General features: G+C 67.0%; 13 protein-coding genes. 10 read left to right on the forward strand and 3 right to left on the reverse strand.

Features of this window, described 5'->3' with window-relative positions:
• Positions 1–688: 688 nt before the first annotated feature.
• From LZC94_21935 to LZC94_21945, 3 genes are all read left to right on the forward strand, one after another.
• On the forward strand, positions 689–1615 hold the full coding sequence (locus LZC94_21935) for a hypothetical protein (GenBank protein WXB19872.1): 927 nt from the start codon (positions 689–691) through the stop codon (positions 1613–1615).
• Positions 1612–4923 (forward strand): efflux RND transporter permease subunit, encoded by a 3312-nt coding sequence (locus LZC94_21940; protein ID WXB19873.1) that lies wholly within the window; start codon positions 1612–1614, stop codon positions 4921–4923. Before LZC94_21935 ends, LZC94_21940 begins: the two co-directional genes overlap by 4 nt.
• Positions 4924–5378: 455 nt before the next feature.
• Positions 5379–6908 carry a hypothetical protein gene (locus tag LZC94_21945; GenBank protein ID WXB19874.1) on the forward strand — a complete coding sequence of 510 codons (1530 nt, stop codon included), beginning with the start codon at positions 5379–5381 and terminating at the stop codon, positions 6906–6908.
• Here LZC94_21945 and LZC94_21950 read toward each other — a convergent pair.
• The gene (locus LZC94_21950; protein WXB19875.1) at positions 6875–7624 is read right to left on the reverse strand and encodes a nitroreductase; all 750 of its coding nucleotides are present in this window, start codon (positions 7622–7624) and stop codon (positions 6875–6877) included. The two genes, LZC94_21945 and LZC94_21950, sit on opposite strands and share 34 nt — an antisense overlap.
• Positions 7625–7644: 20 nt before the next feature.
• On the opposite strand from LZC94_21950, the gene LZC94_21955 reads away from it, so the two are divergent.
• The 7 genes from LZC94_21955 (at position 7645) to LZC94_21985 (ending at position 16330) form a co-directional block, all read left to right on the forward strand.
• Positions 7645–9174 carry a type I 3-dehydroquinate dehydratase gene (locus tag LZC94_21955; protein ID WXB19876.1) on the forward strand — a complete coding sequence of 510 codons (1530 nt, stop codon included), beginning with the start codon at positions 7645–7647 and terminating at the stop codon, positions 9172–9174.
• Positions 9175–9191: 17 nt separating this feature from the next.
• Positions 9192–9692 carry a hypothetical protein gene (locus LZC94_21960; GenBank protein ID WXB19877.1) on the forward strand — a complete coding sequence of 167 codons (501 nt, stop codon included), beginning with the start codon at positions 9192–9194 and terminating at the stop codon, positions 9690–9692.
• Entirely contained in the window at positions 9670–10149 is a 480-nt protein-coding gene (locus LZC94_21965) for a hypothetical protein (protein ID WXB19878.1), read from the forward strand. The genes LZC94_21960 and LZC94_21965 overlap by 23 nt, the downstream gene beginning before the upstream one ends.
• A gap of 7 nt (positions 10150–10156) precedes the next feature.
• Positions 10157–11341 carry an acyl-CoA/acyl-ACP dehydrogenase gene (locus tag LZC94_21970; protein WXB19879.1) on the forward strand — a complete coding sequence of 395 codons (1185 nt, stop codon included), beginning with the start codon at positions 10157–10159 and terminating at the stop codon, positions 11339–11341.
• A 216-nt stretch (positions 11342–11557) separates the two neighbouring features.
• Complete coding sequence (locus LZC94_21975; GenBank protein WXB19880.1) at positions 11558–13252, forward strand: amidohydrolase; 1695 nt, start codon at positions 11558–11560, stop codon at positions 13250–13252.
• 746 nt (positions 13253–13998) lie between these two features.
• Entirely contained in the window at positions 13999–15453 is a 1455-nt protein-coding gene (locus LZC94_21980) for a hypothetical protein (protein WXB19881.1), read from the forward strand.
• 19 nt (positions 15454–15472) lie between these two features.
• Positions 15473–16330, forward strand: a complete 858-nt coding sequence (locus tag LZC94_21985; protein WXB19882.1) for a methyltransferase domain-containing protein — start codon at positions 15473–15475, stop codon at positions 16328–16330.
• Here the strand turns inward: LZC94_21985 and LZC94_21990 are convergent.
• A complete protein-coding gene (locus tag LZC94_21990) occupies positions 16304–16705 on the reverse strand; it encodes a hypothetical protein (protein WXB19883.1) in 402 nt (133 codons plus the stop codon). The two genes, LZC94_21985 and LZC94_21990, sit on opposite strands and share 27 nt — an antisense overlap.
• Positions 16706–16720: 15 nt before the next feature.
• Entirely contained in the window at positions 16721–17083 is a 363-nt protein-coding gene (gene queD / locus LZC94_21995) for a 6-carboxytetrahydropterin synthase QueD (protein WXB20226.1), read from the reverse strand.
• Between the last annotated feature and the right edge of the window lie 7 nt (positions 17084–17090).

Consider the following 17090-nt stretch of genomic DNA (forward strand, 5'->3'; position numbering starts at 1 on the left):
CACTTCATGGTGCGCTACGGCACGAAAAACGACAACACTCTCTTAACAGTTGGTTCGGTACCAAAACAATCATCAACGAATCGACGCGAAAATTCATTTCTTGCAGTCGAATGTGCGTCCAGCATTGGGCCGTGTGGGTCCTGCTCCGCGACGCGAACGGAAGGTAAATTTAGAATTCTTATAATTCTCATTGAGCGACGCGGTCGCCGCCATTTCGCCGCAAATTCGGCGGTTCGACGAAATCGAAGGCCCGCGAAGGCTCGATGCAGAAGTGCACGGAGGGGCAGCCTTCGCGGGCCGTCTTTCAATGGTTGGGAGGAAGGCGGGGCATTTCTGACATCGATTCTTTCCTCGGCGCGAGGTGCCATTTCGATAACTTTGCGCCCGGCGCCCATGAAGCACGTCCGCTGGGCTCACGCCCGCGCTGCTGTCTGTCCCGCTTGCCGCTTGCCGCTTCCCGCTTTCCCCTCCTCGCGCGCGGAGCGCGCATACGCGCGTCGGTACGACGATAACGTTTATTAAAAAACGATTTCATCGCAGCGCGTGTGCGTCAAAAGCCAAATGAATCGCCGACGCAGCAATAAAAACACGTTCGGGACGCCAATCCTTCAGGGGCGACCTCGACCCCGAATTCGACTCCTCGGAAGTGCGCGGTGGGAGTCTTTGTCCGCGGAGCATGCGTTCGGTCATGCAATCAACGCTCATTGCAAATCAATCCGGCCAGGACGAATATGTGCCCATGCGCACGAGCTCCCGCTGGCTCATTGGCGCGATTCGCGTTCTCTTGCTCCTCCTCGGCGTCGCCGCGGTGGCCGCCGCCGCCGTCCTCGACCCCGTTCACGAGGAGGCCCGCGATGGCGCGATTCGCTACGTCTGCCCCATGCACCCCGAGGTCACCGCCAACGCGAAGGGCTCCTGTCCCATCTGCCGGATGGCGCTCGAGCCCGTGCCCTCGGCGGACGCGAAGGACGCGAAAAACGCGAAGGACGCGAAAGGCGCTGCCCGAGCCATCGACCCGCGCGCCTACGAGAACCTGCGGAGCCACGATGTCTTCGACGTGGCCCGCGTTCGTTCCTTGCCCGCCGACGCCAGCGAATGGCGGGGCGCCGCGTGGGTCACCCCCGACGGCGCCATCGTCGCCGTCTTGTACCAGGACCAAGTGGCGGCGCTCGCCCCGGACGAAACCGGATCGTTCGTCCCCTCCTCGGCGCCGAAGATGCGCGCCACGGTTCGACGGACGAAAGACGCTGCTGCGCCGTGGGACCCATCCATGTCGCGCGTTCGTTTCGAGCTCGATCGCGCGTCGAAGGCGCCCGCCGGTGCGCCGGGGCTCGTGGGGTGGATCGAGCTTTCGCCGAGGCCGCGAAAGGTGCTGACCGTCCCCGCGCCGGCCGTCCTGCGCGCGCCGGAGGGGCCCTACGTGCTCCTCGTGGGCGAGGGCTTCGTGCTGGAGAAGCGCCCCATCGCGATCGGCGAGACGTTCGGCAAGGCCGGCCTCACGGCGGTGCTCTCGGGGCTGCACATCGAGGACCGCGTCGTGGCGCGCGCGGCATTCTTTCTCGACGCGGAGCGCAAGGAGAGCGCCATGGCCGAAATGCACGAGGTCCCCCGATGATCGCCCGCTGCGTTCTCGGGTGCGCGCGCCATCCGTGGCTCGTGCTGGTGGTGGCGCTCCTGGTGGCGGCGGGCGGCGAGCTCGCGCGGCGCGGCCTGGCCGACGACGTCGTGCCCAACCTGTCCGATCCGCAGATTGGGGTGGTCGCCGATTGGATGGGCCACGGCGCCCCCGAGGTCGCGGCCAAGGTCACCTCCGTGCTGACCGACGCGCTCCACGATCTGCCGGGGGTCACCGCCGTGCGCGGCTCGACCATGTCGGGCATGGCGTACGTGGACGTCGTGCTCGACGGAAAAGCCGGCCTCGATGCGGTGCACCGCGCGGTGCGCGAGCGCGCCGAGACCGCGCGCGCCAAGCTGCCGTCCGACGTTCGCGTGCAAGTGGGGCCGCCCGCCTCGAGCACGGGGTGGGTCTTCGCGTACGCCCTGGTCGCGCCGGCGCACGTCAGCTCGCTGCACAAGATGCGAAGGTTTCAAGACGAGGTGCTCCGCCCCGCGCTGCTCGCGATCCCGGGCGTGGCGGAGGTGGCCACGGTGGGCGGCGGCGTGCAGCAGGCGCGCATCGATCTCAAGCCCAACGAAATGCGTGAGCGCGGGGTGGCGTTCACCGACCTGGTGGCCGCGCTGAAGCCGGCCTTCGCCGCGGGCGGCGGCATGGCCAACCCCGAGGAGCTCGGGGGCATCACCGTGCGCGCGGACGAAGACGGCCCGATCCACGTGCGCGACGTGGCCAGGCTGCACCTCACCGACGATATGCCCACGGGCCTGGCCGACGTGGGCGGATCGCGCGCGGTGGCCGGCATCGTCATCGCGCGGCCCGACGCCAACGTCGGTCAGCTCGTGCGCGACGTTCAGCGCACCCTCGACCGCGAGCGCGTTCACCTTCCGCGACGCCCCAGCGATCCCGGGATGATCGATCCCGGCGTGTCGACCGAGATCCAGCTCGTCACCGTGTACGACCGGAGCGATCTGGCCAGCCGCGTGCACCACACCTTGCTCGCCGCGCTGGGCGAAGAGGTGGCGGTGGTGGTGGTGATCATCCTCGTCTTCCTGCTCCACTGGCGAAGCGCCCTCGTTCCGCTGGTCACCTTGCCCATGGTGCTCCTGCTCACCTTCGCGGGCATGTGGATCGCGGGGGTGCCCGCCGCGATCATGAGCTTGGGCGGCATCGGGATCGCGCTCGGCATCGCGGTGGACGCCGAGGTGGTGGCGCTCGAAGCCTCGCACCGCCGGCTGGAGACCTTGGTGGCGCCGAGCCGCGAAGCGCGGCGCTTCGCGATCGTGGCCGCCGTGCAGAGGTTCGCGCCCGCCATCCTCACGTCCTTGATGATCACGAGCTTGTCGTTCCTCCCGGTCTTCACCTTCACCGGCGAGACCGGCCGCCTGCTCTACCCGCTGGCGCTCACCAAGACCCTGGTGGTCGCTTCGGCCGCCGTGGTCACCCTCACGGTGGCCCCCGCGCTGCGCGAGCTCCTGCTGCGCGGCAAGGTGAGGCCGGAGTTCGAGAACCCGCTCACGCGCGGCCTCGTCCGTCTGTATCGCCCGTTCGTTCGATTTGCGCTGGCGCGGCCGGCCTTCACCTTGGTGACCGCGGCGTTGGCCGTGCTCTCGTGCATCCCGCTCCTGCCCAAGCTGGGCGGCGAGTTCCTCCCGCGCATCGACGAGGGCGATCTGCTCTACATGCCGACCGCGCAGCCCGGGGTGCCGCCCGCGCAAGCCGCCGTGCACCTCTCCTGGCAAGACCGGGCTCTCCGCGAGGTCCCCGAGGTCGAGACCGTGTTCGGCAAGGTGGGCCGCGCGGACACCGGCACCGATCCCGCGCCCTACGCCATGGCCGAGACCATCGTGCGCCTTCGCCCGCGCTCCGAGTGGCCAACCCTCGAACGAACGCGCTGGTACTCGACCTGGGCGCCCGAGCCCGTGCGCCGCCTGCTCCGCCATGTGTGGCCCGAGCGAACGCCGCGCACCTACGCGGAGCTGGTGGAGGAGCTCGATCGCGCGGCGCGCCTGCCCGGCTGGACGAGCGCATGGACGGCCCCTGCCCGCGCGCGCATGGATATGCTGGCCACCGGCGTGCGCACCCCCGCGGGGCTTCGCATCGTATCGCCCGATCCCCAGAGGCTCGACGCGCTCGGGACGGAGCTGCGAAGCGTGCTGTCGCACGTGCCGGGAACGCGCAGCGCGGTCTTCGAGTCGCAAGGGGGCGAGACGTGGCTCGGCTTCGAGCCGGATCCCGAGGCGCTCGCGCGCCATGGCGTGGCCCCCGCAGCGCTGCAAGAGACGATCGACCTCCTTGCCTCCGGGGGCACCCTCGGCGAGATCGAGCACGAGCACCGGCGCCTGCGGGCGCGCATCGGCCCCGAAGCGCACAAGGACGATCATGGTCCGGCCGATGAGTGGCGCACCATCACGGTGCGATCCTCGGCGCCGCCCGCGCGCCCTGGCGAGCCGCCCGCGGCAAAGACCGCCGGCGCGGAAGGTCAGCCCGTCCCGCTTTCGCTGCTCGGCCGGCCGTCGTACATGACGCGTCCCGCCGTTCTGCGCACCGAGCGCGGCGAGCTGGTCGCCTACGTCTATGTCGACCTCGAGGCGGGGATCGACGTGGAGCGTTACGTCGAGAGCGCGCAGCTGGAGGTGAATCGCGTGCTCGAACGGAGCGACGTGCGCCTCGCCACCGGCGAGCGCATCGAGTGGACGGGACAGTACACGTTGCTGGCGGCCGGAAAGCGACGCCTCGGGTGGATCGTGCCCATGGTCCTCGTCTCCATGTTCGCGCTGCTCTGGCTCCAATTTCGAAATGCCGTGGAGGCGGCCATCGTGCTGGTGTCCGTCCCGTTTGCGCTGGTCGGGAGCTTCTGGACCCTCTTCTTGCTCTCGTATCCCTTGTCGGCGCCCGTTTGGGTCGGGCTGCTCTCCACGGTCGGCCTGGCCATGCAAACCGGTGTGGTGATGGTGGTTTACATCGACGAAGCCTTTCACCGCCGCCTGCGCGAGGGCCGGCTGAAGACGCGCGAAGACATCGTAGAGGCCCACGCCGAGGGGACCGTGCGAAGGCTGCGGCCCAAGATCATGACCATCGCCACCATGGCCGCGAGCCTCCTGCCCCTCCTCTGGACGGAGGGGCCGGGCGCCGACGTCATGAAGCGGGTGGCGGCGCCCATGCTTGGCGGGCTCGCCACCAGCACCGCGCTCACGCTCGAAGTGCTCCCGGTCATCTACACGATCTGGCGCTACCACCAGCTTCGCCGCACGAATTATTTTAAATATTTGAATTTGGAAGCGTCCCGTGCGACCCATGTACGTGCATAATTGGAGATGCATCGAATCGCGCGCGTTCGATTACACCTGATCCCATCACTATCGCTGTCGGTTCGTGTTGATTCGCGTCAATTCGATATTTATCAGATCGTAAATAACATTTAAATATTCACCACCTCGTGACGGGTGGCGAATCTCAATCGAACATTCGATCGCAGCACCCAGTACCGCGACCGTAACGGAGCGGTGAGGCTCGGAACGCCCGCTCTTCTCGTCTTGTCGATTCAAGTCGATTCAAGGGCGGATCTTCGCCACGCCGGCTCACCGCTCCCTTACGGTCGCGGTGCGGGTAGGATCCGGAATCATCCTTTCGAACGATAGCGCGCGCGGCGATGGCGATCGACCGCGGCGATGGCATTTCAATCATAGATCGAAATCTATTTGCCAAACATGGAGCAACGTTCAGCTGCTCCTCGTTCCAATCATTCCAATCCAACGAGGTTACTGTGACGCCCCCTGCCCGCCGTATTGGCATGTTCGGCCTCGGCCTCCTTTATTTCCTCTGGTACACGCCCTACAGCGCGGTGGCAAAAGCGATGTCGGGCGGCCTCTTCGGCGCGACCCACGGGCCGGTTGGAGGGTTCGTGCTCTTGCCCGCGGCGGCCCTTGGAACGCTCTGCGCCATGCCGCTGACCCTCACCCTCCTCGGATGGTGGAAGTACGCGCGCCGGCGCACCTTTTTTGGACGGCGTGGAGGGTCAATCCCCTTCCCCGGCCGCGAGACCGCGGCATCGGCCTTTTGGATGGCGTGGATCGTGGGCACGACCACCTTGAACTTCACCTTTCCAGGCGTGTCGATCCTCCTGATGTTGGTCCTGATGCGCATCGAAACGCTCATCGTCTCGCCGGCGGTCGATCTCGCGCGCGCCCGCGCCATCCCGGTGCACTCCTGGATCGCCATCGGTTTGAGCCTGCTCTCGGCGGTGGTCGCCCTCTCCGATGTGCACAACTACCAACTGACCGTCACGGCGGTTCTCAGCTTGCTCGCGTACATGGTTGGATATGCGAACCGTTTTCTCATCATGAGCCGCCACGCCAAGGGCGGCCAGCACGCCCTCGATCGCCGCTACCTGGTGGAAGAGCACATGGCCACGCCGGTGTTCCTGGTGGCGCTCCTGGGGTTGGGGGCGCTCATCGGCATCGGCGATGCGTCGCGCGCGCTGCGCGAGGGGTTCACCACGTTCTTGTTCTCGCCCGCGGCGTGGCCCGCCCTGCTCATCGGCGTGCTCTACGAGGGCTTGTTCGTCTGTACCACCCTTATTTTCCTCGACCCCCGCGAGTATTCGTTCTGCATGCCCGTGCACGTGTGCTCGAGCATCCTGGCCGGGGTCGCGGCCTCGCTCGGGCTCAACGCCCTCTACGGAATGCCCCCGCCCAGCGGCGCGCAGCTCGCGGCCACCGTGTGCGTGGTGTGCGCGGCCTTTGCCCTCAGCTATCCCTCCATCGAGCAACGGCTCCTCGCCCGCGCCCAGGTGCCCAAGGTGCTGTTGTTCGTGTGCGGCGGCAACACCATTCGCTCGCCCATCGCCGCGGCGGTGGCGGGGGTGGAGCTCGCCGCCGCCGGCGCGGGACATCGCGTGCAGGTGGAGAGCGCGGGGGTCGCGGTCCGCGAGCCGGGGAGGCCGCTCCCGCAGGAGGCCGCCTCGGTGCTGCGCCAGATGAATGTGCCGGTGCCCGCCCACGCGTCGCGGCCGCTCACCCCCGCGTTGTGCGCGGGCAGCGCCGCCGTGTACTGCATGACGCGGGCGCACCGCGCGGCCGTCGTCGAGATGGCGCCTTATGTGTCCGCGCGCGTCTTCTGCCTCGATCCCCGCGAGGACGTGGCGGAGCCCCACGGCGACTCCGCCCAATCGTACTTGGATTGCGCGCTCCGAATCCAAGAGCTGGTGCGCGCGCGCGTGCTGGAGCACCTCCCATCGCCCTGGCGATCGCGGCTCGGCCGCTATTCGCGCGCCGTGTTCTCGGGGGGCGCGTGATCATGCCACGTCACGTACTCCTCGAGCTCCGCGCGCGGAGGCACGAATCGGTTCACGGGGACGGCCTCGTCGGGGTAGCCCACGGCGAGCCCGCACACCACGATGCGATCGGGCAAGAGGCCGAGCTGCTTTCGAATCGCGTCCGCATAACCGGCGACGCTGAACTGAGGGCAGCTCCCGAGCCCGCAGGCGACCAACGCCAGCATGACGTTTTGGAGAAAGAACCCCGCGTCGAGAAAGTGCCCCGGCGGCGCGCCCTTTGGCAAATGCAGGATCATCTCCAGAGGCGCCCCGTGAAACCGCATGTTGTCGCGCTGGTGCGCGCGGCGGCCCGCGGCATCGTCGCGCGCGATGCCCTTGGCCGAGAGCACGCCCTCGCCGGCCACGGCCGCGCGCCGCTCGGCGATGGGATCGAGCACCGGCGGACGGTTCGCGTAATCCGGCGCGGGCGGCGCGCCTCGCTCGAGCTCCGCGCAGAGCGCCCGCGACAGCGCATCGCGCGCCGCGCCGCTCACCACGGCGATTCGCCAAGGCTGGCCGTTGCGCGACGAGGGCGCGTTCGCCGCCACGCGGAGCACGTGCGCCACCATGTCGCGTGGAACCGGCTTCGCGAGGTACGCCCGCTTGCAGTGCCTCGCCTCGATGAGGGCGCGCGTGAACGTGAGCATGAGCGCGTCCGTCCCGTCCATCACGTCCGTCCCGTCCATCACGTTCATAGCCCGGGAATGTTGGTCCGATGAGCAACCTGTCCAGCCCCGAACATGCGATCTCCGATCCGGCGCGTCCGGTCTTCGCGAACCACGTCGAGGTGGGGCAGTGCTCGGTGGTGACCACCCTGACGAGCAAGCCCTCGCGCGACGGTCACGAGCTGCGCATCGCCGGCGACATCGAAGTACGCGCCGATCTCGTTCACGACGTCGATCCAGCGCTCCTGCGCACGCGGGCGCGCGCGACCGGAGAGCTCTCGTACAACCTCCGCAGCGTTCGCGCCGGCGGCGCCTTCGAAGGCGACGCGAGGGAGCGCGCGCGAAGGCTCCTCGGCGCGCTCGAGCACTACGACGTGATCGATCTGGAGGCCGACCGCGATCTCACCCCGGACATCCTGGCCCGCATCCCGCCGCACCGCCGCCGCATCTCCTGGCACGGCACCGGCTGCGATATGCGCACCTTGACCGCGCAGTTCGAGCGCATGGCCCGCACCCCCGCGCGCCTTTACCTGCTCGCCCCGGACATTCGATCGGCGGAGGATGCGCTGGTCCCGCTGCAGCTGCTCAAACGACTGCGCCGCTCCGACGTCACCGCCTTCGGAACGGCGCGCGCCGGGATCTGGAGCCGCTTGCTGGCGCCGCGCCTGGGGGCGCCCATCGTCTACGGCCGCCTCCATGGCAATGACGAGTTCGTCCCCACGGTGGACCAGCTGACATCGGATTATCGCTTGCCGGCGCTCCTACCCTTGAAGCACCTCTTTGCCATCGTCGGCCGTTCGGCCGGTGCATCGATGTCGCCCAAGCTGCACAATACAGGATATCGGGCCATCGGGTTCCCTGCCCTTTACGTGCCCATGCCGGTCGACGACTTCGGCCCGTTCTGGTCGAAGGTGGTGGACGGGCTCGGCGAGCTCGGATTTTCCTTGGACGGCCTCACCGTGGTCAGCCCGCACAAGGAGGCGGCGCTGGGCGCGGGCGCGCGGGCGAGCAAGGTGGCCACCCACTCGGGCGCCGCCAACCTCTTGGTGCGCACCCGCCACGGCTGGCGCGCGCACTCGACCAACGCCGCGGGCGTCCTCGGCGCGTTGCGCAGCGCGGGGGTTCGGCTCGCGGGCCAAAAGGCCGCCGTGATCGGCTGCGGCGGGGCGGGTCGCGCGGCGGCGTGGACGCTCCTCAAGTCCGGCGTGCGGCCCGACGTGATCAACCGCGGCGCGGAGCGCGGTCACTACGCCGCGCAGCTGCTCGGGCTCACCTACGTTCCCCTGCGGAATTTCGCGCCGGAGAACTATTCGCTCATCGTGCACGCTACCACCTTGCGCGACGAGGCGCCGTTCGCCGTCGAGCAGCTCTCGGAGGGCACCGTCCTCCTCGATATGGGCTACGGGGCCAAGGAGACCGCGCTGGTGGCGGCGGCCCGCGCGCGGACCGATCGGCGGCTGGTGATCATCGACGGCTGGGCGATGCTCTCGGCCGACGCCGCCGAGCAGTTTCAAAAGATGACCGGGCGGCGCATGCCCGTCCGCGATGCCCGGATCGTGCTCTCGAGCAATGGCAACTGAAGAAAGGAATTCCACCCATGGAAACGAGTCGTGTAGACGTCCCAAAGGCACAGGTCGATGGGCTTGCTCTGCCCTTTCTGCGGAGCGAGGATCTCCCGGCGAAGGCCGGACCTCACGAGATGCGACCCCCTTCGGAGCTCGATCGGAGCCCCATCCTCGGCATTTGGCAAAACGCCGACGAGGGCGAGTCGGGCGGGATCCTGCGCATGGATCTCACCGAAAAAAAGGGCGGTCTTCGGGTGCGCGCGCTCGGCACCGGCTCGCCCGAGCCCAAGGATTGGGGTGAAATCGAGGCCGTGGCGTACGCCCCCGACGTGTCGTCCCGCGAGGCATGGGGTTTTACGGCCACCTACGATTTCGGTTTTCTGCGAACGACGATTGTCTCGTACATCAAATTGGGCGATTTGGTAACGACCACCTACAACGTATTCCTCGATCGCAGCGGTCGCGCGGATTATTGGACCCGCGAGTTCTTTTATCTGACGGAGGTGCCGCATGCATCCCAGCCATCCCGTTGATCCTGCAAACCCCACGGGCCCCGCCGGCTCCGTGAGCCGGGAGCGCGATCGCTTCGCTCGCCCCGTGCACATCGGCACCAACCGAAGAGAGACGGGCCCCGTGATCGAGCTCGCGCCGCTGCTCGGCACCTGGGTCAACTTCGATCGAACCTCGCGCGGCATCCTCCGCGCCGAGCTCGCGCGCGCGGGCGACGCGCTCACCGTTCGTCCTTTTGGCGCGAGCGACAGCGGCCTGCTCGAATGGGGCTCCGCCGCGGCCACCGTGCTCTCCGACGATGTCGCGCGCACGCGGGCCATCGGCCTCATCGCCGCCTTCGATCTTCGATTCCAGCGGGTGGTGCTCTACGGCTATGTCAACCGGGGTCTCTTGACCTTCGAGGCCGCCACCACCTTTACCGACGACAGCCCCCGCGCGCGCTACCTCACGCGGCAACACTTCTACCGTCTACCGCGGTGAGGACACCATGATCGCCAACATCCACGAGGAGCACGCGCGGCTCCTCCGACGACTCGGCTCGCTCACCAAAGCGTTTGCCGCGCGCGCGGACGGTTACGACCGAACCGCCTCGTTTCCCAAGGAGGACTTCGACGATCTGTTCGCCGCCGGCTTGCACGCCCCCACCGCGCCCCGCGAGTACGGCGGCCTGGGGCTCGGGCCGCTCCAGGGAAATACGTATGTCCTATGGAGGATGACGCGGCTGCTCGCGACCGCCGATCTTTCGCTGGCCCGCTGCTGGGAGGGGCACGCCAACTCCATGGTGCTGCTGGACGCCATGGCCTCGAGCGGCCAGAAAGAGCGCTGGTTCCGCGGCGTCGTGGAGCGCGGCGAAACGTGGGTCGCCTGGAGCGGGGAGCCCAAGCCTGGCAAGGGCGAGACGCGCCGCATCGGCACACATGTTCGCCGGGAGGGCGACGACTGGATCGTCGATGGAACGAAGATCTTTGCCACCAGCGCGAACGGCGCCAACTGGGCGATCCTCTTGGTCGACAGCGCAGGCCCCGGCGGGGCGCGTCACTCCGAATCACCGGAGACGGTATTCATGCTGGCATGTGATCTGTCCGATCCCAGCATCTCCGTGGATGGCTCGTGGTGGGACCCCATCGGCATGCGCGCCACCGTGAGCCATCTCGTCCGCTTTCACCAGACGCGCATTCCCGACGCCAACCGCATCGGCGAACCTGGAGCGTATATGCGCGAGGGATGGCAAACCGCCTTCATACCGCATTATGCCGCGAGCTTCCTCGGCGCGGCCGAGGCGGCATACCGCGAAGCGTTGCAGTACATTGCGCAGCAAGACAAGAGCAGCGATCCGTATGTCCAACAGCGTGTGGGTGCCATGTCGGTCGCGGTGGAGACGGCCGATTTATGGCTACAGCACGTGGCCGATCTCTGGGACCGAGGGCCGCGCGCCGAGGCGCAGCTCGCGGGCTCCCGCGCGCGCCACGTGGTGGAGCACCTGGCGCTGCAGACGGTGGAGCACTGCATCCGCGCGTGCGGCGCGCGCTGCTTGATCCGTCCCAGCCCGGTCGAGCGCATCCTTCGCGATTTGTCCTTTTACGTCCGCCACGACAACGACGATCACATTCTCGCCACCATTGGCCGCGCGCGTCTCGGCAAAGCCCACGATCTCTCCTTCTACAAGCCATAGCCGTCGCAATCGCAGTGGCACTCCATCGCATTTCCGATTAGGTACGAAAGGAGAAACCTCAACGAGATCGGAATAGCCGCTGCAATGGTACCTACGCAACCACATGCAACGAGCAGCACCTCCTTTTCCACGCGCGCGCGGTCGGTCCTGGGCATTGCGCTTTCGCTGTCGACGTTATCGACGCTGCCGTTGGCCGGCTCTCTCGGCTTGCTTGGCGTGCTGGCTAGCGGCTGCGAAGGCCAAACCGCACCGACGGGGACCCCAACGGAGACAATCGCCACGCGCCCGGCTTCGCTCGACCCGCACCCCGCGGGCGGCGGAGCCGCGTGCACCTTGTACCACCATGGCCGGATCTTCACGGGGGATCCGCGGCAGCCGTGGGCCAACGCCCTCGGGGTGTGCGGGGAGTGGATCGTGTTCGCCGGCTCGGACCACGGCGCGGACGACGGCGCGCGCGGATCGTGGTTCGAGCGCGTGGATCTCGAGGGGCGAACGGTGGTGCCCGGGATCCATGACGCGCACACGCACGTGCTGGGCATCCCCGGCAAGCGCCTGAACGACACCAGCTTCGTACCGGGTCCCGGGCCACGCCTCGATGCCGTGCTCGCGCTGGTGCGCGATGGCGTGCGCGCCAACCCGCCGGGGACCTTGCTGGTGGTCATGATCGGGGATGCGATCCTGGCCGATCCGACCGCCACGCGCGCGGCGCTCGATCCGGCGTCGCCCGATCACCCCGTGATTCTTCGCTCGTGGACGGGGCATGGAACGGTCATCAACACGGCGGCGATGCGGATGCTGGGCATCGACGAGACGGAGCCCGATCCCTTTGGCGGCCGCTATCTGCGCGCCCCGGGGACCCAGGTGATCACGGGCGTCGTTCAGGAATATGCCGAGCATGGGTTGAATCGACGATTGTTCGACCGCATGCGCGACGACGAGCTCTTGACCGTATACCGCACCTACGCCGAGCGCGCCGTGCAGTTGGGTTACACGAGCATTCAAGACATCCCATTGGGGCTCACCCATGCCCGCACGGCGAGCGTCCTGCGCGCGGCCAATCTTCCGCTGCGCGTGCGCTCCATCTGCTTTCCACTGACCCCGAACGAGCCCTGCGAGACGGCGCCGTCCGACGCGCCCCGCGGCAGCAAGCTGACGTGGGGCGGATTGAAATGGATCACCGATGGAACACCGCTCGAGCGGAATGCCTTCTTGCGCGAGCCCTATGCCGACGCGCCGGACTTCTTCGGCATCTTCAATTTCTCGGAGAGCGCGCTGCACACCCAGCTCCGGCGCAGCCTCGGGCACGATCGCGCGCGCGACCAGCCGATCTTCCACGCCGTGGGCGACGCGGCGCTCGACGAGGTCCTCGACGCGGCGTCGCGTTTTGGCGCGCGCGCATGGCGCGGGCGGCGGTTTCGCATCGAGCACGGCGATCTCATTTATGCGGATCACATCGCGCGATTGCGTCGCTTGGAGGCCATCGTCGTTCAGAATCCCCTTCATCTCGGCATTCCGGATTTGATGCACCAGCGCCTCGGGCCGGCGCGCGCGGAGATCATGCAGCCTTTGCGCACCCTCCTTCGCACCGGGGTCGGGCTCGCGTTTGGAACGGATGCCATCGGCGCGGTGCAAACGCCGTGGCTCGATCTACTCCTCGCGATCACGCACCCCACGAACCCCTCCGAGGCCCTCACCCTGGAGCAGGCCCTGACGGCCTATACGCGCGGCGCCGCCTTCGCCGAGTTTACCGACGATCGCAAGGGGACCCTCGCCCCCGGCATGCTCGCGGACTTCGCCGTTCTCTCCCAAGACGTATTTCGCGTCACCCCCGCCCAGCTCCCGGCCACGCGCAGCGTGCTGACCGTGATTGGCGGAAAGGTCGTATGGGACGCGGGGGCGTTGCATCGTTAGCCTATCGTTCCGATCGCACGAATCCGACTTGCAGCGCGCAAACACGCCATTCAATCTTTTTCTCGACTTCGCATCTTCGAATCCATCGACGTAGTCCGATATCCATCGATCGCTCCGCTCCGTCCCCCACGGGATCCGTGAGCGATGGGATCGCGCCTGAGGTCGCGAAGAACCCACGCCGGCCCGATCGAGCCAGCCGTGGGTCTTCGCGGAAACGCTCCCGGACGTGCGCTCGAGCCGGTCGAAACGGATGGGCAAAGCTGGACTCGTCGATGTGCAAAAACGATTCGATGCATCAATAACATCCAGCATCTCCAATCGGCATATCCAACGTCCACGAAGTGCAGTGAGCGCGTCGGCCGGTGATCCTGCAAACGTCACCGGCGCGTGACGTTAGGCAAGTAAGCGGCTCAGGTTCCCGATTGCGCGGAACGCAAGCAAGATGTCTTGCGTTGCACGAATTATCGAACTACGGTGCTCGCGAATCTGCTTGCGACGTTTATCGTTCTCGTTTTTCGTTTTCTCGCTGCAGCCCGGGGGCCTTACGTTCGAACGAACGATGGGCGCCCGTTGCCGTGAGCACAGGTTTCGTGAAGCGCGCGTACGACGCTGATTCGATTTGGCTGGCTTTGCGCCCCTGTCGAACACCCCGAGCGACGTAGGCTCGAATTCATCCCGCCCCTGGGCAGTTTTGCGTTCGATGTCGATTCGCGACCACCAGAAAGGTGTCAACGACCATGTCTCGCATGTCGACTCTCCTGATGCATGGCGCAGCGCGCGACGAGGGGCTCTTTGCGTCGTCCCTCGTTTCGGATATGCGCCGTGCTCCACCGGTCGCGCTGTCCGAGCTCTTCACGCTCGTCACGGGGGACCACGCGCAAAAGTCCGAGAAGGCGCCGTCCATCCTCGGTCCCATCGGCCTGGGTACCTCGGCGGCCCGAGTGGTTCGCGCCGCACACGGCGAAGCGGCGCCAATCAAGCCAACCAAGCCCTCCACATCACCCAACGCGTTCGGTGCGCCCGGTGCACCCGCCATCACCGGCCCCCGGGGTCTGGGGGGTCTGGGAACCTCGGCGGCTCGACTGGTTCGGAGCGCGCAGGAGCAGGCCGCGGCGGCCGACGGCGGCGAGCCCCTTTCCAAACTGGAGTTATCTGCGCGGTGGGTGAGCCCCCATCAGCCGGAGAGCCCCGAGCTGTTCTGTCCGGGCCCCGTGCGCGACGATCCCGCATTGGGGCAGCTGGTCAACGATCAGCTGGTGGCATGGGCCGACCAAATGGGGATATACCACGGCCAACTCGATCATTTGCGAAAGTGTGATTTTGGTCGGCTCATGATGCTCACGCACCCCGCCACCAACGATCCGGATCGATTGCTGGCGGCCGCGAAGGTGGTCGTCGCCGAGTGGGCGTCCGACGACTATTACCTCGACGAAGAGAAGCTCGGCGCCGACCCGACCAAGGCCGCCGCCCGATTCGGGCTGCTCTACGGGGTGGTGGACCCCGTCGCGCTCCCCGTGAAGTATGCGCCGCAGGTCGACGAATACATCGCGAGCCACCCCATTGCGCGCGCCTTCCGCAGCGGCATGGAACATCTCGCCAGGTACACCACCATCGCGCAGTTGGGCCGGTTTCAGCACCAAATGGCCATCTTGTTCACCACCCTCGACCAGAACGCCAGCTGGCGTCTGACCGGGGAGCACCCGTCCGTGTGGGAGTATTTGGTGCACCGGCAACACAACAGCTACCTGCCCCCGATGATTTTGGTCGACCCCATCGCGGGTTACGAGCTGCTGCCGCACGAGTTCTATCACCCCGGGGTTCGGCGCGCGGTTCTGATGATCGGCCTCGCCGCGGTCTTGATCAACGACATCCACTCCGCGGCCAAAGAGTCGGACGACGATCTCAGTCTGCCCGAGGCCATCGTCGCCGAGGAGAAGTGCACGCACCGCGAGGCCATCGCCCGCACCGTGGAGATCCACAACGAGTTGATGCGGGCCTTCGTCGCCGAGGCGGGAGCGCTCAGCCTGGCCGGCTCGCCCAACCTCCGCCGCTTCTTCGCCGATCTCTGGGCGTGGTGCGGCGGCAGCCGTCAATGGCACGCCACCACCCTTCGTTACCACTCGAACGACGCGAAGCAATCCGCGGATAAACCGCACCAGGCCGACAGCCCAGCACCAACGGATACCCGCTCCGGTTCCTAGAGAAAGGACAGCAGCCACGATGACAACGACCACCGAAACCCGTCCCGTTCTGCGAACCGCCTACCAGAAGTCCATCGCCGCGTATTGGAACGCCGAGCGCGATCCGGTCAACATTCGGCTCGGTGAAGTGGACGGCCTTTTCCATCACCACTACGGCATCGGCGAGGTCGATCCGTCGGTGTGGGAGGCCCCGGAGAAGACCCGCGACGAGCGGATCATCACGGAGCTGCACCGGCTCGAATCGGCGCAGGCCGATTATCTCCTCGACCACCTCGGCGACATCGGGCCGTCCGATCGCCTGCTGGACTCCGGATCGGGGCGGGGCGGCACGAGCTTCATGGCCAACCGGCGATTTGGTTGCCGGGTCGACGGGGTCACGATTTCCACCAGCCAGGTGGAGTTTGCGAACAACCAAGCCGGGCAGCGCGGGGTGGCCGACCAGGTGCAATTCCACTTTCGCAACATGCTCGACACCGGCTTCGACTCGGGCTCGATGCGCGCCATCTGGACCAACGAAACGACCATGTACGTGGACTTGTTCGAGACATTTCGCGAGTTCGCCAGGCTGCTCAAGTTCGGCGGCCGCTATGTGTGCATCACCGGCTGCTACAACGACCTTACGGGCGGGCGCTCCAAGGCCGTCATTCAAATCGACGAACGCTATACGTGCAATGTACACGCACGCAGCGAATACTTTCGGGCGCTCGCCGCCAACAACCTGGTGCCCATCAATGTGGTCGATCTCACCGCGGCGACCCTCCCCTATTGGAAGCTGAGGGCCAAATCGTCGGTGGCCACCGGGGTCGAAGACGCCTTCCTCACGGCGTACCGCGAGGGCAGCTTTCACTACCTACTCATCGCCGCCGACCGCATCTGACCGAATCCCCGCCGCGCGCGCGAGGTGCAAAAGCGCCCCCGCAATGCTCGTGGAGAGCTCCGCCAACGGCGGCCCACCGGGACGCTCGAAGACCAGGTAATCCCGGGCGATCACGTCGTATCGACCGCGGTGGCGAAGCATGCACAGTGCACGTCCATCCCCGAGCTCGATGCGCGGTCCGCCCGGCACCACGCCCTCGGCGAGCGGCTTTCCGTAGCGCGCCATCACCTGCTCCAGCACGGCGATGGGGAGCTCGTGGTCGAGGGCACCATCGACCACGAGCCGAAGCGCGCGCCCCTCGTCTGCCGCCGAGACATGGGTTCCTACCCGGCTGCCGTCGGGTAGGAAGTGCTCGTCGATGGTCAGCGGTACCACGGTTACGTGCCGCGCCTACTTGCCACGATAAATGCAACCGGACGTGCAGGTCTCGCGCACCACCACGTGGCTCAAGCTGCCGAGCCCCGGCTTGAGGTGGTCCCAGATCCAGCGCGCCAGGTTCTCGCTCGTGGGGTTCTCGAGCCCCTCGATTTCGTTCAAATAGCGATGATCGAGCCGCGCATGCAGGGGCGCGAAGGCCTCGGTGATGTCGGCGAAGTCGGCCACCCAACCCTCCGGCTCCACCAGCGGCCCCTCGATGTGGATCTCCACCCGAAACGAGTGACCGTGCAACCTCCGGCACTTGTGTCCCTCGGGGGTGTTCGGCAGACGATGCGCGGACTCGAACCGAAACTCTTTGAAGATCTCCACGTTGATTTCTCCA

The sequence above is a fragment of the Sorangiineae bacterium MSr11954 genome (genome assembly GCA_037157815.1).
Taxonomy (GTDB): Bacteria; Myxococcota_A; Polyangia; order Polyangiales; family Polyangiaceae; genus Pendulispora; species Pendulispora albinea.